Consider the following 17577-nt stretch of genomic DNA (forward strand, 5'->3'; position numbering starts at 1 on the left):
ATGAATAGTCTTGAAAAATGGATCAACAGAGCATTAATCAGACCTCTCCTCCCGCATGTGCCACGTTGCTTTTGGGAATCACCCGCCGGCCATACATTGCCAGCAGGAATCCAATGGGGAACATAAGCACACCGTAAACGGCAGCGGGAATCGACATGGTGCTGGACTCCAGCAACGTGAGGGTGACCATCAAACCAATGGTGCCGTTCTTCACACCGAGCTCCACTGCCACCGCCAGGGATTCCCGCTGGGTCAGTCCGGCCACCCTGCCCGCCAGCAGGCCCAGGGCGATACCGGCGACATTGAGGGCAATAGTGGAGGGGCCTGCCTGTTTGAGCAGATCCCACATCTGGTCCCGAACGCCATAGAGCAACGCCACAATCAGCACCGCCAGCACGATGCCACCAAAGATGCTGACCAGGCTCTCGGCCTTGCGCGCAAGCTCCGGCTTGCGGGTTCGCACCAGCATGCCAATGGCCACCGGCAGCAGAACAATAACCACCAGCATGGCAATGGTCTTGCCCACCGGCAGCGAGATGTTCTCTTCCGTGCCCATGAAATGCTGCAGCGCCATGTTGGTAAACAGTGGCAGGGTAAGAATGGTGATCAGGCTGGCGGAGACCGTCAGCACGATGGAAAGCGCAATATTACCCCGGGCCAGAAGCACAAACAGGTTAGATGTGGTACCCCCGGGGCAGGCCGCAATGATCACCAGCCCAACGGCAATGGCCGGCGACACGCCGAACAGCCAGGCCAGCCCGAACGCCACCACCGGCATCAGGAGAATCTGGGCGAAGGTGCCCACAATCATGCCCTTCGGATACACCGCCACCTGGCGGAAATCCCTCAGGGTAAGGGTCATACCGATACCGATCATGATAATGAACAACGCGATCGGCAAACCTGCCGAGATCAGCGGGCTGGATTCCACAAAGCCTCCGAATATTTTTGTTATCAGTTTCTATGGCCGTAGAAATTAGCACACGAACCTTGTCACCGGGAGCATGGGTTCGCGACATTATGTAACCGTTAAACCCTGCAAAAAGATGGGAGCCCAATCCCGGTTTTGATCGTGTGCACCTGCGGATATCAGTATACTTGCAGGAAACAACCAAAACACAAATGACTGGCGGAGAATGACAAGGAATGAAACGTCTCGGAACCCTGGATGCCTCCTGGCTGGCGGTTGAATCTGAAGACACCCCGATGCATGTGGGTACGCTTCAGATTTTCTCACTGCCTGAAGGCGCACCAGAAACCTTCCTGCGTGACATGGTCACTCGAATGAAAGAAGCCGGCGATGTGGCACCCCCCTGGGGATACAAACTGGCCTGGTCCGGTTTCCTCGGGCGTGTGATCGCCCCGGCCTGGAAAGTCGATAAGGATATCGATCTGGATTATCACGTCCGGCACTCAGCCCTGCCCCGCCCCGGCGGTGAGCGCGAACTGGGCATTCTGGTATCCCGGCTGCACTCTAACCCCCTGGATTTTTCCCGCCCTCTTTGGGAATGCCACGTTATTGAAGGCCTGGAGAATAACCGTTTTGCCCTTTACACCAAAATGCACCACTCGATGATTGACGGCATCAGTGGCGTGCGGCTGATGCAAAGGGTACTCACCACCGATCCGGAACGCTGCAATATGCCGCCGCCCTGGACGGTACGCCCGCACCAACGCCGTGGCGCAAAAACCGACAAAGAGGCCAGTGTCCCCGCCGCGGTTTCCCAGGCCATGGACGCCCTGAAACTGCAGGCAGACATGGCACCCAGGCTGTGGCAGGCCGGCAATCGCCTGGTGCATTCGGTTCGACACCCGGAAGACGGACTGACCGCCCCCTTCACCGGCCCGGTTTCCGTGCTCAACCACCGGGTTACGGCGCAGCGGCGATTCGCCACCCAGCACTATCAACTGGATCGGCTGAAGAACCTGGCTCATGCTTCCGGCGGCTCCCTGAACGATATCGTGCTTTACCTGTGTGGCACGGCGCTGCGACGCTTTCTGGCGGAGCAGAACAATCTGCCCGACACCCCACTGACGGCCGGTATACCGGTGAATATCCGGCCGGCAGACGACGAGGGTACGGGCACCCAGATCAGTTTCATGATTGCCTCGCTGGCCACCGACGAAGCTGATCCGTTGAACCGCCTGCAACAGATCAAAACCTCGACCCGACGGGCCAAGGAACACCTGCAGAAACTTCCCAAAAGCGCACTGACCCAGTACACCATGCTGCTGATGTCACCCTACATTCTGCAGTTGATGTCGGGTCTCGGGGGGCGGATGCGACCAGTCTTCAACGTGACTATTTCCAACGTGCCCGGCCCGGAAGACACGCTGTATTATGAAGGTGCCCGGCTTGAGGCCATGTATCCGGTATCGCTGATCGCTCACGGCGGCGCCCTGAATATCACCTGCCTGAGCTATGCCGGATCGCTGAATTTCGGTTTTACCGGCTGTCGGGATACGCTGCCAAGCATGCAGAAACTGGCGGTTTATACCGGTGAGGCTCTGGATGAGCTGGAATCGCTGATACTGCCGCCGAAGAAGCGCGCCCGAACCCGCAAGTAACCCAGGACGGGGTCAGTCGCTTTGCCAGTGACCAGCCCCGACAAAAATCATCTGCAGGAATCGGGTGGTGCGTTTTCGCACCTGGCCGATCTGATAATCGTCGTCTTCCGAAATGCTGAGCAGATCGGTCAGACTGAAGGCGACGGTGCGCACCACCAGATCGCAGGTCAACTCCAGATCGGCATCGCTCAGGTGTTCCATCAGCCGGAGCCGGCGCAAGTCATTGGCCAGCTCACTGGCGAAAAATCGCATTTCGCTGCGAATCCCTTCCTGAACGGCCCGGCTCTCGCCTGCCAGCCCCTGCGCCATAAACAGAAAAAAACTGCGGTTGGCCTGGGCATGGGTCACAAAGATACCCACCGATTCCTCAATCAGCTTGTCGGCCTGCAACACGTTGGCCCGGGCCTCCCTCATCATCCGCCTGAGGACCAGCCCTAGCTCGTCCACCAGCTGCAAACCCAGGTCGTCCATGCTGCGAAAGTGGCGATAGAACGACGTTGGCACCACGCCGGCCTGCCGGGTCACTTCCCGAATACCGAGGCTGGCAAAGTGTCGCCCCTTGCCCACCAGAGTGAGCGCTGCGTTCATCAGCTTCTCTCGAGTTTCGCCGGGCCTGCGTTTCGGTCTGTCTGCCATGGTCTTCCTATCACGATTGTTGCGGTAACAAGTGTACACATCTGACCGAAGAAAAGTCCGCAAAACTTGTCATTTCGAGCCAACGAAGCGCCCCTGATTGTTACGACAACCCTCACTGTGTACAGTCGTACACATAAGTGAACAAGTGTACACATCGTTACCAACGATCAGGTACAAACCTTGGAGAAAACCTATGTTGGCAAAAATGAACCAGACCCGCGCCATGCACTGGCTTGGCCGACAGCTACTGAACCGAAGCAACCCTGCCAGTTATTTTGATCCACTGGCGGAGGCCATCAATCCCATGTGGATACAAGCGTACACACCTGCACGGGTAGAGCGTATTCTGGTCGAGACTCACGACACCAAGACCTTTGTGCTCCGGCCTGCCAGCCGATGGAGTGGCTTTCGTGCCGGCCAGCACGTGAACATCTGTGTAGATATTGATGGTGTGCGACGCCAGCGCACCTTCAGTCTGTCCAGCTCCCCCCTGCTCTGGCAGAACGACGGCGTGGTCACACTGACCATCAAACGCCTGCCAGGAGGGCTGGTGACCAACTGGCTGCATGATCAGTTGGAAGAAGGCGCGGTGCTGGGCCTGACCGAAGCCTTTGGCGACTTTCTGATGCCAGCCATGCCCAAACCGGTGCTGTTTATTGCCGGGGGCAGCGGCATTACGCCGATTCTAAGCCTGCTGGAGACCATGGCGGCAGAGCACTTCCGGGCACCGGTCACGCTGCTCTACTTTGTTCGCACTCAGGAGGACGTGATCGCCAGTGAAAAACTGGAAGCACTGGCGGCAAGATACTCGGCACTCTCGGTCCGTATTATATGCACCCACGAAACCGACGAGCCGCGCTACCTCAACGACGCCGACCTGGATTCCGTGCCCGGTCTGAAGGCCCGCGAGGTTTATCTGTGCGGACCGGGCGGGCTGATGGATCTTGCCAATGACCTGCTTTACCAGCGCGGTCTCGGCGAAGAGCAGATTCACTGTACGTTTTTCGCCCCTCCGATCTCCTCCCCTCTGGGTGATGAAACACTCGGCGGCGAAGTGAGTTTTGCCCACGCGGACCTCAATGTGGACTCTTCCGGCGATGCCACACTGCTGGAGATCGCAGAAGCCGCGGGCCTCAAACCTCAATACGGCTGCCGCATGGGCATTTGCCACCAATGCAGTTGCCGAAAAACCAGCGGCACCGTGATTAACCGGCTGACGGGTAAAGCTTCCGGTCCCGGAGAGGAAAGCGTTCAACTCTGCATTTCCGTACCCCGTGGCCCGGTGAATCTGGAAGCCTGACACACAGAATTCGAGCGCGGCCTCATACAGCCGCAAGGAGACCTTATGATCAAACTTGATGAACAACAGCTCAACGAGCTTCAGAAAGATCTGGATACAGTACGCGACGAAGTATTGGCCGATCTTGGCGAGCGGGATGCCCGCTACATTCGCAAGATCGTTCGCCTGCACCGCGCCCTTGAAGTCGGCGGCCGGGTGATGATGCCCTTCGGCTTTATTCCGCCGGTGTTTGTGGCGGCAACGGCCACCCTCGGCGTGGCCAAGATTCTGGAGAATATGGAAATTGGCCACAACGTGATGCATGGCCAGTACGACTGGATGAACGATCCCACCCTCAACTCACAGACCTACGAGTGGGATACGGTGTGCACCAGTGAATCCTGGCGCCGGACTCACAATTACGAGCACCACACCTACACCAACATCATCGGCAAAGACCGGGACTACGGTTATGCGGTGCTACGCCTGAGCGACGAAGAGCCCTGGAAACCCTGGCACACGTTGCAGTTCATCAACTACATCTTGCTGAGCGTGTTCTTTCAGTGGGGTGTAGGTTTACATGAACTGGAAACCGAGAAGCTACGTCGCCGGGAGATTTCCTGGCGCGAGAAAGTGCCGTTCCTGAAAGACTTTTTCCGTAAAGGCGGCCGCCAGGCATTCAAGGATTATGTCTTCTTTCCATTGCTGACTCTACCAGTGGCCCCTATCGTGCTGGCCGGCAACGTCGGGGCTAACCTGATCCGGAACCTCTGGGCCTCAACGGTGATTTTCTGCGGTCACTTCACTCAGGACGCAGAAACCTTTACAGAGCGGGAATGCGAAGGTGAGAGCAAGGGCCACTGGTATCTGCGCCAGCTTACCGGCTCTTCCAACTTCACGGGTGGCCGCTGGCTGCACATTCTGAGTGGACACCTGAGCTACCAGATCGAGCATCACGTGTTTCCAGATCTGCCAGCACACCGGTATCCTGAGGTTTCCGAGCGGGTGCAGGAAATCTGTCGCAAACACGGCATTCACTACAACACCGGCTCATTTATGAGCCAGTATAAAACTGTGCTGCAGAGAGTCCTGCGATATTCACTGCCGGAACGGAGATCCGCGAACCCCGTAAACGTATAATTCTGGATACTCGTTTGAAGCCTGGGAGGTCTGACGCACTGCACAAAGAGCAGTGCGTCAGTTCAGCAATCAAGCAATCTGGAGCAGTCGCAACAGCTGTGGTCGGTGGTGGTCCTGAATCACGTCGGCGAGCGTGTATCGATCAAGCACCTCAAGGAAGGCTTTCAGGGCTTCACCAAACATGGATTTAAGTCCGCATACCGGAGTGATCTTGCAGGCATTTTTGGAGGAAAAACATTCCACGATGCTGAGGTCCTGCTCGGTTTCGCGCACCAGGATTCCGATATTGATATCCTGCGGCGCCATATGCAGCCTCATCCCGCCCTTCTTGCCACGGATAGTCTCGATGTACCCTTTCTTGTTCAGTTGGTGAACCACTTTCATCAGATGATTCTTGGAGATGTCGTAGCTGTCGGCAATTTCCTGAATGGTCGCCAGACGATCACCCTCTGCAGCCAGATAGATCAGCACTCTGAGTGAATAATCGGTATAACGGGTGATGTGCATTCATGACTCCAAAATGACAGAAAAACATCAGTAGGATGGCCGGCTCAGCATATAGCCGGCAACACCCAGTAAAAACAGCCCCGAGACAGCCAGTACCAGAACCGGCGATCCAAGCCAGACCAGCATGCTCCAACTCAGCCCCATCATGGCAAAGGCCAGCAACTTGGCTTTGCGTGGAATGGCACGCCGGGCGCGCCATTCTTCAATCGCCGGGCCGAACGTCGGGTGCTCTTCCAACCACCGGGCAAAGGCCGGGGAGCTCTTGCTGGCGAAAAAGGCCGCGAGAATAACAAAAGGGGTTGTTGGCAAAAGCGGCAAAACCACACCCGCTGCCGCCAACCCCACACTCATATACGCAAGAATCCGGAAACCGGTTTTACCTGGCTGTGCGCCCATGGCGTGGGCCTCTTGACCGTTCATAACTGCATCTATTCTACCGTGATTCAGTGCACAGGTCTTCCCAGTTTACTGAGGAACGCCAAGCGGGCGACATACGCGATTTTCACCCCGACTGCGAAGATTAACGTTCCCATGTGGGCGAGTATCTGAACCGCGATTGGCAATCTGGCCGCTAGAGGATATGCCAAAGCAACGGTTAACAGTAATCCGAGCACACTGACCAGAACACCCGCATTAGCGCGAGCGAGCCATTTCTCGTAGAACCACATAGCGGTCTCCCAGGCTTTTGATGGGTATTAAACTGACAACACCATTGCGATTGATGTCGCTCCACTTTTTAACATATATTTTATTTAAATGTTATAGAGGAAGACCGATGGCTTTGCAAGGTCGCGGGAGATACTCCCCGAGGGGTATCGGAATCCGCCCCGCGCTTTGCCATACTTGCCCTAAACTCATGGTGATATTGCAACAGGACCTGGCTTCAATGCCCCAGACCCGACTGACAGACCGCTTTGGCCGCACAGTAAACTATGTTCGCCTGTCGGTGACCGACCGCTGTGACTTCCGCTGCGTGTATTGCATGGCGGAAGACATGACCTTTCTCCCGCGCCAACAGGTATTGACGCTTGAAGAGATCGCCCGGCTGGCACGGAACTTTGTTGCTCTGGGCACGGAGAAGATCCGGCTGACAGGCGGAGAGCCTCTGGTGCGCCGCGATATCCTGGAGCTGGTACGCGAAGTCGGCACTTATGGCCTCCGTGACTTCGCCATGACCACCAACGGCAGTCAGTTGCCCACCATGGCGGAATCATTGCGCAAGGCCGGTTTGCAGCGTCTCAATATCAGTCTGGATTCTCTGGACGCTGACAAATTCCGCGCCATTACCCGCACCGGTAATCTCAGCCAGGTTCTGGATGGCATTGATGCTGCCCGGGACGCCGGTTTCCGTGGTATCAAGTTGAATACGGTGGTGATGAAAGGCCGCAACGACGAGGAGATTCCGGAGCTGATTGAGTTTGCCCGTCAAAAGCAGGTAGACATCAGTTTTATTGAGGAGATGCCGCTGGGGCAGATTTCAGAGCATGACCGTGGTTTGGCTCTGTGTACCAGTGAGGAGGTGCGGGACATTATCCGCAGGCGCCATGAGCTGATTCCGGCAACGGAGGATTCCGGTGGCCCCGCACGTTATTTCCGGATGCCAGACAGCGAGGTTCGTGTCGGGTTCATTTCGCCGCATTCCCACAATTTCTGTTCGACCTGCAATCGGGTTCGGGTGACGGTGGAGGGGCGCCTGCTGCTGTGCCTGGGTAATGAGCATTCGGTGGATCTTCGCCGGGTGTTGCGGGGGCATCCGGTGACGGATGACAAGCTGCAGGAGGCGATCATCAAGGCCATGGATCTGAAGCCTGAACGGCATCATTTTTCCAGCAATGGGGATGTGCAGATTCTTCGGTTTATGAATATGACTGGCGGCTGACCTTTTCTGCAAACTGATAAACGTAGCCTGCTGACTCTGGCGTTTGATCAGATGCGGGTAGCCTTTCCAAAAAACGCTCCTTGCGGCACCCCTTCGGGGTCCGGCCCACAATCACAGATTGTGGTCGCTCAGCTTTCGCATGAAGCTTCGCTTCATAAGCGCTCAGCTGAGCCCCTGTGTCGCTTCTGCTCCGCCATCCCTGGCTCCGCAAATTTTTGGAAAGCTTACCCGCACCCACTCTCTCGAACTTTGGAGACATAGTCTCCCAAGACCAGTAAACCCAGGTTAAGACCTTTCGACCTTTTTTATGGGACTGCCACTTTAATGCTCTGTACTGTGGCTACTGTGGTCATCAGCCATACCAGCTTCATCTATATCGTGCATTCCAGCCATATCTTCCATCCCGCTCATATCGTGCATCGCCATACCATTATTCAGATGCTCCAGCGTGACGTCGGCAAACGCCAGTACGTTGCCGCCATGCTCGGCCGCGAAGTCTGTGGCGTCGGTTTTGTTGGCGAACGAGGCCAGGGTTGGGCCCATGGCGCCGTTGAGGTTTGAGCCGACCACGTAGAGGGCCTCGCGGGCGTCGATCAGGTGGGTGTCATCCGGGCTGTCCCAGTGGGTTTCGGCCATGTTGTGGACATAGAGGGTGTGATCCCGGTTTTCGTTTTCCGGCTGCAGGAACCAGGCGAACATGTCTTTGGTGGAGCAGAATTTCCGGATGTTCTGTTCTCGCTCGGTAAAGGCCTGGCCTTTTGGGCCCGGGAAGTTGGTGATGACCATGCCGCAGACATGGCATTCGTCGCCCGATTCAAAGTGTACCGGGTCGGGTTTTTCAACGATCTCGGGTTCATCTCCGGAGCAGCCGGCCAGAAGAGTGGCTGTGAAAGCGGCGATAAGCCATTTGGTTGCTGGGTTTGCCATGTTTGTGTGTCTCCGGTCAGGATCAGATTCGTCGGTTTTTGAACAGTAACAGTGCGCCGGCCAGGGGTATGGCACACCAGAGGATAAGGCCCAGCCAGAGGCCCGCCGCACCGATGGGCAGGTCTGTACCCAGGCTGAGTACGCCGCTGAGTTGACCGCTGTCGCCGAAGGCAACGATGTTGAGCAAGCGGTAGATGTCAGTGGGGTTGAGCATCAGCAGCCAGGGCAGCAGTTCGGGATTCAGTTTGCCTTCGCTGGCCACCAGGGTGCCCAGCAGCATCAGGTCGAAGATCAGTACGAAGAAGAACCAGATCGCCAGGGCCAGTCCGGCAGCGACCGGTTTCTCGCTCACCCGTACGCTCACCAGGTAGGCCAGTGCGATAAAGCCCCAGCCAAGCAAAACGGTGGAACCCACAAAGCGCCCCATGGCCACCGCCAGGGCGGCAATGGCGACATCTTCCACCAACACGGCAATGGCAATACCAGCCACACCGAAGCCGATGATGGTAGCCAGCGCCAGGGTCAGGCCGTGGCCGAGGAATTTGCCCAACAGTAACTGGCTTTTACTGAGGGGGTAGGTCATCAGCAGTAACAGGGTGCCGCCCTCCTCTTCCCCCACGATGGCATCGTAGGCCAACAACAGTGCAATCAGCGGGATCAGGAAGATCCCCAGGCTGGCCAGGCTGGCAATGGTCGCAGGTGTGGAGGCGTAGCCCACCTGCCCGGAGGCGGCGGCACCGAACCAGGCGATGCCCAGTGCCAGGGTGGCGAACACCAGGGAGATGGCAACCAGCCAGCGATTGCGGAAGCTGTCGCTCAGTTCCTTACGGGCGATGGTCCAGATGGCGTTCATTGGCTTCCTCCCCGGTGAGCCAGGCCACCCGAGCCGATAAAGTGCACGTATATGTCTTCGAGGCTGGGCTGATGGATGCCCAGGTCTGCCACTTCGCCGGAGGCCATCAGGGTCTTGATCAGTTCCATTTTTTCCTGGGGTCTCACGTCTACCTGCAATCGTCCGTTTTCACTTTTCATCATCAATCCGGCGCGCTGCTCGGCCCGGTCAATGGCTTTTTCCAACGCCGACAGGCTCGTGGCAGGCTGCAGAGTCAGGGTGACCGGCATGTTCGCCTGTCGCCGCAGCGACGGCAGGTCTCCAGATGCTTTCAGGGCGCCTTCGGTCAGAATCGCGGCCCGATCAATGTATGGCTCGACACCTGGCAGTACATGGGAACAGAGCACAATGCCCGCCCCCTCATCCCGAAGCTGGCGCAACAGGCGGTATAGGTCCGCCGTTGCAACCGGGTCCAGGCCGACGGTGGGTTCATCCAGCATCAACAGCCTGGGCTTTCCGAGCAGGGCCTGAGCCAGGCCAAGACGCTGGCGCATGCCTTTGGAATAGGTTTTGGTGCGGGCGTCCATGGCGTCTCCCAGGCCCACTTGCTCCAACAGTTCAGGCACCTGCTTCAGCGGTGCGCCTTTGAGGCGGGCAAAGTGGCTGAGAATCTCCCGGCCGGTCAGCTGCGGGTAGAACATCACGTTCTCCGGCAGGTAGCCGATGTGCTGGGTTACCTGGGGATCGCCAGCCGAGCCTTCCAGCACGGAAACCTTGCCCTCGGTGGGCTGCATCAGGCCCAGGATAAGCTTGATCGAGGTGGTTTTACCCGCGCCGTTGTGGCCGAACAGGCCCAGAATTTCCCCCGGCTCCAGCCGAAGATCTACCCCGTGCAGCACCGTGGCCTTGTCGTAACGGTGGCTGACGTTCTCCAGTCGAAAACAGTTCATCGGATCTCCGATTGCAGGTGGTCGGGAATTCGCATCAAGGGGTGGGGGTCACTCACCCCGGCAGACCTCACTACTGGGAAGGCATCCTGGACCCAACGCAGGGTATCCACCGCCGGGCTGAACATCAGTACTTTGGCCTCCGGATACTTCCACAGCAGCCGATCCACGTTGTCGTTCGGTTCATAAGGCACATCGCCGAGGCCGTCCTGGTTTCGATCCCAGCCCAGGTAGTCACTCCAGTAGTTGCCTTTGCCATCCTCGGCCCAGAACTGGGTGCGGGTGGCCACGTACTTCACCTGGCGCTGGTTTTCCACAAAGGCGTTGTTGAACACCTGGTTTTCCTCGGAACCCGCAGTGAGATGAATACCGATATTGCTGTGGCCGAAATAATTGCCTTCGAAGGTGTTGTACAGCGAGTTGTAGATAAACACCGCTTTACCCTCGGCACCGGAAATGACCACTCCGGCACTCTGACCCTGGGACACTCCGGTGACCACGTTATTGCGCAACTCGGAGTTGGTGATGAAGTTCATCAGAATGCCGTAGTTCTCGTCATTCTCGGAACGATTATTGAATACCTTCAGGTACTTGCTCTGCATCAACGCATACCCGGTACGCGTACCCCGCGTGACGTTGTTTTCCAACAGGTTATGCATCGAATACATGTAATGAATGCCGTACCGGAGGTCACTCATCACATTGCCGCGAATGGTATTTCGGTTCGCGGTCTCTATGTATATGGCATCGCGGGTCTGGCTGATATCGTTGCCTTCAATCAGCACACCCGTGGTATTGAACAGGTGAATACCATTACCCCGATCCTGCGACCGCAGGCTGACATCACCCCGAATATGGTTGTTGCTTACGGTCACATTGGGCGTTGCATCCAGCCAAACCCCGAATGCAGGCCCCTGCAACCGATTGTTGCTGACCACCGCACCCTCGGCCTCCCGGGCGACGAATATGCCCGCATCCAGCTGGTTCAGATCCTTGCCCCAGTTGCGTACCTGGCAACCGGTAAAGGTGACTTTTTCCGCAAGAATCTCCACCGCATTGCCCTGCCCGCCGCCATCAATCACCGTTTCCGGTGCGCAGGCCACAGTAACGCCCGGCACCCTGACAGCCAGCGGCGACAATGTTTCCGGGGGAAGCTGGAACGAAGAACCCGGCTCAAGAGCGTCCAGATCCTGTTGAAGATCCGCCGTGGCGGTCAGCGCAAACAGAGCGACTGACAGGGCCACTCCATAACGCAAAGTTTGATACATCAATAGATCTCGAGATAGTGATAAGCAATCAGGAGCCCCGAAAGCGGGGCCCCTGATCAGCGCCTATACGATCAGGCTTTCTCAACCAGCATCCGGCCACCCATCTCCATGTGGAGAGCATGACAGAACCAGTTGCAGTAGTACCAGTAAACCCCTGGCTTACCTGCCGTAAAGGTCACGGAAGCGGTCTGCTGCGGGCTGATCTCCATACTCACACCATGGTTCACCATACAGAAGCCGTGGGTCACGTCCTCAACCATATCGAGGTTGGTGATATACACAGTGACTTCATCACCCTCCTTCACCTTGAACTCGGTCATACCGTACTGAGGCGCAACGGAGGTCATGTAAACACGTACCTTGTTGCCATCACGGATGACCTTGTTGTCGGATTCCAGAGTCACACCGTCCTTCTCCGCCTGGGCACGACAGCTGGCGAAGTAGGGGTCGTTGCGCTCGTATATCTTCTTAGTCTTGATCTGATCACGACGTACCAGGATACAGTCATGCGGCTCGGCATAGGTCGGGCCATCGTGGACCAGTTTCATTTCCTCACCGGAAATATCGATCAGCTGATCGTTCTCAGGATGGAGCGGGCCAACCGGCAGGAAACGGTCTTTCGAGAACTTGGACAGAACAACCAGCCATTTGCCATCAGCATCGCGGGATTCAGTCAGCGATGCGTGGTTGTGGCCCGGCTGATACTGCACGTCCAGCTTCTGACGGATGTAATTTACCTTGTCACCGTTGTAGTGCTTGATGGCATCGGCAATATTCCACTTGCACACCTGGCTGTCGATAAACAGCGTGGTGTAGGCATTGCCACGGCCGTCGAAGGTAGTGTGCAGGGGTCCGAGACCCAGCTCCGGCTCGGCCACGATGGTGTCGCGCAGTTCGATCTTGTCTTCGAACAGATCGTCCAGTTTATCAATGGCAATCACGGATACCGTTGGTGACAGCTTGCCGTTGGCAATGAAGTACTTGCCATCGGGAGAGGTGTTCAGACCGTGCGGGTTCTTCGGCACAGGAATATAGCGGGTGAATTCGGATTCGCCTCGGCCGTCGACAACCGGCACCTTGGAATCGCCAATGGTCTTGAAGTTGCCGGCTTTTACCGCCGCAGCAATGCGCTCCACATTGAACACAACCACCCAGTCGCGGTCGTTACGCATGGTGCCCGCAAGATCAACGGCACGCTCTGAGTTGTAACAGGTAGAAGCAGCGTACTTGCCGGTGTAGTCGGCATCGGTGTTATCCAGGTTACCGTCAACGATGACCTGCCAGGCCACATCCATGGTTTCTGCGTCGATGGCGGTGAACATGGTGTAGCTGTTGTCCAGGCTGAAATCCGTGCCGTCGTTGGGCTGCGGGATGACGAACTCGGCGTTACAGAACACGTAGTTGGTCTTGGGTACTTTCTGCAGGCGCAGACCATGGATGGCCTGAACGTTCGGGATGTGGGTAATCTTGTCCGTCTTCATGATATCCAGACGGATACGGGCAACCCGGGTGTTGGCCTTGTCGTTGATGAACAGGTACTTGCCATCGTAACGACCGTCGGTCATGGAAATGTGCGGGTGGTGGCAGTCGCCGTTCAGGTACTGCTGATCACCGCCCAGGATTTCCTTACTTTCGTTGGTAATCCCCCAGCCGGTTGCGGAATCCACGTTGAATACCGGAATACGCATCAGTTCACGCATGGAGGGCACGCCAAGCACACGCACCTCGCCCTGGTGGCCACCACTCCAGAAACCGTAGTACTCATCCAGCTCGCCCGGGGCGACGTGAGCCTTATTGCGGGCTTCTTCCGCAGCCGAAGCCCAGGTCTCACGGGACATGACCGAGGTGCCCAGACCGGTTGCACCAGCGACACCGGCCAGCGCAGCCGCACCCATAAAGCGACGACGGCTCAGACCACCTTCGGAAACCTCCGGCGTGTCCTTGGTCAGATCATCTCTTTTTTTCATAGCATCCAACTCCGTTATTGGTTATGGCGGTTATTGCTTCTCATGACTTTACCGGGGCCTTATGGCTGGCTCCTCGGGACTACTCAGTTCACCTGCACCACCGGAATTTCCTCTGGGTGGCCGGGTGCGTTGTGACCACGGCGCTTGCCACGGCGCTTCACAATCAGCGGCGGGCACTTGTGGTCGTCGAAATAGGTCATCTGACAATCCAGGCAGTAGTGGCACTCCATGTAATTGATGTGTCCATCCGGATGGATCGCCTGGACTTCACATTCCTTGTCGCAGAGACGGCAGGGGTTACCGCATTCCTTGCGACGTTTGAGCCAGTCAAACACCCGCAGTTTGGTGGGCAACGCCAGGGCGGCACCCAGCGGGCACAGGTAGCGGCAGTACACCTTGCGGGTGAAGATATTGACCACCAGCAACAGCACGGCGTAGGTCACGAATGGCCAGGTGCGGTCAAAGTGCAGGGTTATGGCGGTCTTGAACGGCTCCACTTCCGCCATGCGCTCGGCGGTGGCCATGGATTCCAGGGAGATACCAAACAGCACCAGTAGAATGATGTACTTGATAGCCCAAAGGCGCTCGTGCCAGGCAAAAGGCACGGTGTACTGAGGTACCTTCAATTTACGGGCGATTTCGTTGATCAACTCCTGCAGGGCCCCGAATGGGCACAGCCAGCCGCAATACACCGCCCGTCCCCAGAGCAGGACGATGCCGGCCACCACGGCCCAGAGCACAAACATGATCGGGTCGATCAGGAAGGTTTCCCATTTGAAACCGCTGATCAGGCTGTTCACGAAGGTCAGCACGTTCACAATGGAAAGCTGACCCAGGGCGTACCAGCCAATGAAGAACAGGGTGTATGTCAGGAAGCCGTGGCGAATCCAGCGCATCATCTTCGGCTTCTGTACCAGCCAGTCCTGGAAGAACAGGATGAACAGCAGCACAGCGATACCAAGCCCCAGCACGGTAATCTGGAACTGCTTCTGGTACCACACCTGAATCCACAGCGGCTGGGTTTCAAGCCACTCTTCCTCGGTCAGAACCGGTTCCGGGCGGGTGTAGTACTGGTCTGGTAACTGGTACTCCAGAGGGAACACCTGGAATTCACTGTCCAGCGGACCGGTCTGGCGCTTGACCGTCAGTTCCAGCGTCCAGGGCGCGCCAGGGTCGAAGTTGTACTGCTGGCGCACAATAAAGATCGCCATTTCCGAAAACTCGGGCATGCCCCCGGCGTAGACATCGCTGAGCCGGTGGAAATCGAGATCCCGGAAGTTGAAGGTGTCGCCAAACTGGCGGATCTGCACCCGGTCAAAAATCCCGCCCCGTACGTAGCCGGAACCTTTAAAGGAGTATTCACCGTTGGCCATCACCGCGATGGCATGTTCCCCGTCCTGGAGTTCAGACATCAGCCACTGGTATTGATTTTCACCCAGAAGGTTGCGGCCAATGGTCGGCGCATCCAGATGAGCAGCATAGAGCTCGATCAGGATGTCATCGCGTTCGTCCGCGTCTGCGGTTTCGATACCCTCGGCGGGGGTGCCCACAAACGAGTCGTCGACCTGCCCTTTGGTCAGCATCAGACGGCGAATGGAACCATCACCGGTCAACTCCTGCCAGGACTTTTCCTGAAACTGTTCCATGTTCACGTTGGCCATGGGCGGCCGGTTGCTTTCGCCACCTTCAATCAGGCCGATTTCAACCCCCACACGGTGGGCGGTACGCATGATGACTTCGTTGATGACCATCACGGTGACCGTGGCACCGGACAGGCCATCCACCGCCACCTTGCGCTCGGTAGACGTGCCACCAACGGTCACCCGCTGGTCGGCTTTCAGACCGGTGTACTGGTCGGTGAACTCATGCATCTTGCTCTCGGGAATACCCACCAGCAGGATCGGTTCATCATGATGTATGACTTTCGCGGCGCGAATTTCGCCAGTGGTGTCAAGTACCACCATGGCGTTCAGGGGCTTGCCGGAATAGGCGGGGGTCTGGACAAAATCCAGGGACTGGTAGGCGTAGCCTATAAGTTCGTCACCTGCATACACTTCCTGAACGGCACGATTGCCGTCCATGGGCTGGAGTTCTGTGGCGTTCGGAAAGGCTTTTTCGATGACCTGGCGCCCGGCGGGGGGGCTGTATTCTGAGACAGGCTGGGCGCATACCAGAGCGGCTGCGAACATCAACAATACAGACAGCGCAGAGCGGATTACGTTTGTCACTACAACTCCCAGGATCCAATGGACTACAGCAAGGGTGGTTCAAATTTGAGGAAAATCAAATACCTCTATAGGAATAGGCCGTGGTACCGGCAATCAGCCAAGGCTTACCCCAGACTGATTGCCTCACCCGAGCGGTTGAGTGGCAGGTAGTTACCCAAATGGCCCATGCGGATGCTCTCCACCATCATGGTCATGGGTTGCTGGGCTTCGTCGCTGGAAGGTGCAATGCCGCCACGGCCGGACATGGCCGCAACAAAGACCATGTCCCAATCCTGACCCGTGGTCCGAGATTCCTCCGCCAGCAGGTCAAAATACGGCGCTTCATCGGGGGTTTTATCGACACAGATCACCGGTGTCAGCGCCCCACCCTCGCCTCGTTCAAAGGCCGCGCGTTCGGCAGCCGAGGCGTCGTCTGGCAGCTCCGCCTTGCAGAATACAAACAGGAAGCGCTGGGGCTCCGGTTCTTTCCTGCTAGCTTGAACAAGGTCCTGGTAACTGCTGATCATGTCTATCCCCTGCTATTCGAGGCTTTAAAAAAACCGGACCCTGAGGCCCGGGGAGGCTATTGGCTGATCGCGATCAGCCGCTGAGGGTCGGAAATAAAGAGCTTGCTGCGATTTACCCGGATCAGGCCATTGGATTTCAGGTCCGCCAGAATGCGGGAGAAAGTCTCCGGCTGCATGGCGAGGCGTGAGGCCACCAGGCACTTGGGTAGCGGCAGTTCAACCTCGCCACCCTCTTCGATGCCGTTGGGCAGCAGGTCGATCAGGTAGCGAATCAGGCGGTCGCGGGCGTTCTGGACGGTCATGATCTCCAGATCGTGGAATCGCGAGACCGCGCGCATGGCATAATGGCTCAGCGCCGCCTGAGCGTACTCGGGGTTTTTGTCGAGCAGTTCCCGGTAGGCTTTCACCGGAATCATGAGCACTTCGCTGGACTTCAGCGCTTCCGCGTAACAGGCGTACTGCGGCGGGTTGGCGTAGATCATGACTTCGGCGAAGCAGTCGCCGGGGGCAATGCTGTCCAGAGTTCGGTCGATGCCGGAGGAATCCAGGCGGTACAGCCGCAGGCGACCAGAGATCACGAAGAAGAAGTGGTGCGCCGGCATGTCCTGGCGGTAGAGCAACTGATGATGGCCCAGTCTCAGCCGGCGTGATTGCTGAATCAGGCTGTCGAGGTCTTTGGGGCGCAAGTTGCAGAACAGGGCATGGCTGCGAAGGGCCTTCAGGCTGTCTTCTTCATCAAGTGGTTTGTTGATGGCGACAAGCACCGGTTTGGTGTATCGCTGTTCGGCAGTTTGTGTCATGGCCATGGGTGTATCCCCTCTGCATATTCATGCATTCAAAATCTTGTTTTAAATAGTAGAAGGATACCAATCAAAAATCGCTCCCCCGATGGG

Annotated in this window: 17 protein-coding genes; 4 read left to right on the top strand and 13 right to left on the bottom strand. The window is 57.1% G+C overall.

The features are described from left to right. Positions 1 to 37 precede the first annotated feature (37 nt). A complete protein-coding gene (locus ARC85_RS10820; RefSeq protein WP_286714848.1) occupies positions 38 to 931 on the bottom strand; it encodes a bile acid:sodium symporter family protein in 894 nt (297 codons plus the stop codon). A gap of 215 nt (positions 932 to 1146) precedes the next feature. Between ARC85_RS10820 and ARC85_RS10825 the strand changes: the two genes are divergently transcribed. Then, a complete protein-coding gene (locus ARC85_RS10825) occupies positions 1147 to 2568 on the top strand; it encodes a WS/DGAT/MGAT family O-acyltransferase (protein ID WP_011786509.1) in 1422 nt (473 codons plus the stop codon). 12 nt (positions 2569 to 2580) lie between these two features. Here ARC85_RS10825 and ARC85_RS10830 read toward each other — a convergent pair whose 3' ends face one another. Continuing rightward, positions 2581 to 3204, bottom strand: coding sequence for a TetR family transcriptional regulator (locus ARC85_RS10830; RefSeq protein WP_286714849.1), 624 nt, complete (start codon positions 3202 to 3204; stop codon positions 2581 to 2583). A gap of 193 nt (positions 3205 to 3397) precedes the next feature. Here ARC85_RS10830 and ARC85_RS10835 point away from each other — a divergent pair, with 193 nt between their 5' ends. Further along, complete coding sequence (locus ARC85_RS10835; RefSeq protein ID WP_286714850.1) at positions 3398 to 4504, top strand: ferredoxin reductase; 1107 nt, start codon at positions 3398 to 3400, stop codon at positions 4502 to 4504. A gap of 45 nt (positions 4505 to 4549) precedes the next feature. Next, on the top strand, positions 4550 to 5623 hold the full coding sequence (locus tag ARC85_RS10840) for a fatty acid desaturase family protein (RefSeq protein WP_023012233.1): 1074 nt from the start codon (positions 4550 to 4552) through the stop codon (positions 5621 to 5623). A gap of 69 nt (positions 5624 to 5692) precedes the next feature. Here ARC85_RS10840 and ARC85_RS10845 read toward each other — a convergent pair whose 3' ends face one another. From ARC85_RS10845 to ARC85_RS10855, 3 genes are read right to left on the bottom strand one after another with little or no spacing between them, the layout of a single operon-like run. After that, positions 5693 to 6130, bottom strand: a complete 438-nt coding sequence (locus ARC85_RS10845; protein WP_011786513.1) for an RrF2 family transcriptional regulator — start codon at positions 6128 to 6130, stop codon at positions 5693 to 5695. Positions 6131 to 6157: 27 nt separating this feature from the next. After that, positions 6158 to 6550: a YbaN family protein gene (locus ARC85_RS10850; RefSeq protein WP_023012234.1), complete on the bottom strand. Its 393-nt coding sequence runs from the start codon at positions 6548 to 6550 to the stop codon at positions 6158 to 6160. Between the two features lie 23 nt (positions 6551 to 6573). Then, positions 6574 to 6798, bottom strand: a complete 225-nt coding sequence (locus tag ARC85_RS10855; RefSeq protein WP_023008570.1) for a hypothetical protein — start codon at positions 6796 to 6798, stop codon at positions 6574 to 6576. Positions 6799 to 7016: 218 nt separating this feature from the next. On the opposite strand from ARC85_RS10855, the gene moaA reads away from it, so the two are divergent. Then, positions 7017 to 8009, top strand: a complete 993-nt coding sequence (gene moaA, locus ARC85_RS10860) for a GTP 3',8-cyclase MoaA (RefSeq protein WP_286714851.1) — start codon at positions 7017 to 7019, stop codon at positions 8007 to 8009. Between the two features lie 321 nt (positions 8010 to 8330). Here moaA and ARC85_RS10865 read toward each other — a convergent pair whose 3' ends face one another. From ARC85_RS10865 to ARC85_RS10900, 8 genes are all read right to left on the bottom strand, one after another. Next, on the bottom strand, positions 8331 to 8936 hold the full coding sequence (locus tag ARC85_RS10865) for a nitrous oxide reductase accessory protein NosL (RefSeq protein ID WP_286714852.1): 606 nt from the start codon (positions 8934 to 8936) through the stop codon (positions 8331 to 8333). A gap of 22 nt (positions 8937 to 8958) precedes the next feature. Continuing rightward, the gene (locus ARC85_RS10870; protein WP_011786517.1) at positions 8959 to 9789 is read right to left on the bottom strand and encodes an ABC transporter permease; all 831 of its coding nucleotides are present in this window, start codon (positions 9787 to 9789) and stop codon (positions 8959 to 8961) included. Then, complete coding sequence (locus tag ARC85_RS10875) at positions 9786 to 10718, bottom strand: ABC transporter ATP-binding protein (RefSeq protein WP_286714853.1); 933 nt, start codon at positions 10716 to 10718, stop codon at positions 9786 to 9788. Before ARC85_RS10875 ends, ARC85_RS10870 begins: the two co-directional genes overlap by 4 nt. Beyond that, positions 10715 to 11983, bottom strand: a complete 1269-nt coding sequence (locus ARC85_RS10880) for a nitrous oxide reductase family maturation protein NosD (protein WP_286714854.1) — start codon at positions 11981 to 11983, stop codon at positions 10715 to 10717. Before ARC85_RS10880 ends, ARC85_RS10875 begins: the two co-directional genes overlap by 4 nt. 71 nt (positions 11984 to 12054) lie before the next feature. Next, entirely contained in the window at positions 12055 to 13950 is a 1896-nt protein-coding gene (gene nosZ / locus ARC85_RS10885; protein ID WP_286714855.1) for a TAT-dependent nitrous-oxide reductase, read from the bottom strand. 83 nt (positions 13951 to 14033) lie between these two features. After that, positions 14034 to 16139 carry a transcriptional regulator NosR gene (nosR, locus tag ARC85_RS10890; protein WP_199452525.1) on the bottom strand — a complete coding sequence of 702 codons (2106 nt, stop codon included), beginning with the start codon at positions 16137 to 16139 and terminating at the stop codon, positions 14034 to 14036. A 143-nt stretch (positions 16140 to 16282) separates the two neighbouring features. Next, entirely contained in the window at positions 16283 to 16684 is a 402-nt protein-coding gene (locus ARC85_RS10895) for a ribonucleotide reductase subunit alpha (RefSeq protein ID WP_199452478.1), read from the bottom strand. Positions 16685 to 16740: 56 nt separating this feature from the next. After that, entirely contained in the window at positions 16741 to 17490 is a 750-nt protein-coding gene (locus ARC85_RS10900) for a Crp/Fnr family transcriptional regulator (protein WP_222448797.1), read from the bottom strand. Positions 17491 to 17577: the final 87 nt, after the last annotated feature.

The sequence above is a fragment of the Marinobacter sp. tcs-11 genome (assembly GCF_002049515.1).
GTDB lineage: Bacteria > Pseudomonadota > Gammaproteobacteria > Pseudomonadales > Oleiphilaceae > Marinobacter > Marinobacter nauticus.

Bases quoted from the DNA above. Each gene is read 5' to 3' on its own strand.
- ARC85_RS10825 (WP_011786509.1), top strand. From the start codon at position 1,147: ATGAAACGTCTCGGAACCCTGGATGCCTCCTGGCTGGCGGTTGAATCT.
- ARC85_RS10830 (WP_286714849.1), bottom strand. From the start codon at position 3,204: ATGGCAGACAGACCGAAACGCAGGCCCGGCGAAACTCGAGAGAAGCTG.
- ARC85_RS10835 (WP_286714850.1), top strand. From the start codon at position 3,398: ATGTTGGCAAAAATGAACCAGACCCGCGCCATGCACTGGCTTGGCCGA.
- ARC85_RS10840 (WP_023012233.1), top strand. From the start codon at position 4,550: ATGATCAAACTTGATGAACAACAGCTCAACGAGCTTCAGAAAGATCTG.
- ARC85_RS10845 (WP_011786513.1), bottom strand. From the start codon at position 6,130: ATGCACATCACCCGTTATACCGATTATTCACTCAGAGTGCTGATCTAT.
- ARC85_RS10850 (WP_023012234.1), bottom strand. From the start codon at position 6,550: ATGAACGGTCAAGAGGCCCACGCCATGGGCGCACAGCCAGGTAAAACC.
- ARC85_RS10855 (WP_023008570.1), bottom strand. From the start codon at position 6,798: ATGTGGTTCTACGAGAAATGGCTCGCTCGCGCTAATGCGGGTGTTCTG.
- moaA (WP_286714851.1), top strand. From the start codon at position 7,017: ATGCCCCAGACCCGACTGACAGACCGCTTTGGCCGCACAGTAAACTAT.
- ARC85_RS10865 (WP_286714852.1), bottom strand. From the start codon at position 8,936: ATGGCAAACCCAGCAACCAAATGGCTTATCGCCGCTTTCACAGCCACT.
- ARC85_RS10870 (WP_011786517.1), bottom strand. From the start codon at position 9,789: ATGAACGCCATCTGGACCATCGCCCGTAAGGAACTGAGCGACAGCTTC.
- ARC85_RS10875 (WP_286714853.1), bottom strand. From the start codon at position 10,718: ATGAACTGTTTTCGACTGGAGAACGTCAGCCACCGTTACGACAAGGCC.
- ARC85_RS10880 (WP_286714854.1), bottom strand. From the start codon at position 11,983: ATGTATCAAACTTTGCGTTATGGAGTGGCCCTGTCAGTCGCTCTGTTT.
- nosZ (WP_286714855.1), bottom strand. From the start codon at position 13,950: ATGAAAAAAAGAGATGATCTGACCAAGGACACGCCGGAGGTTTCCGAA.
- nosR (WP_199452525.1), bottom strand. From the start codon at position 16,139: ATGTTCGCAGCCGCTCTGGTATGCGCCCAGCCTGTCTCAGAATACAGC.
- ARC85_RS10895 (WP_199452478.1), bottom strand. From the start codon at position 16,684: ATGATCAGCAGTTACCAGGACCTTGTTCAAGCTAGCAGGAAAGAACCG.
- ARC85_RS10900 (WP_222448797.1), bottom strand. From the start codon at position 17,490: ATGGCCATGACACAAACTGCCGAACAGCGATACACCAAACCGGTGCTT.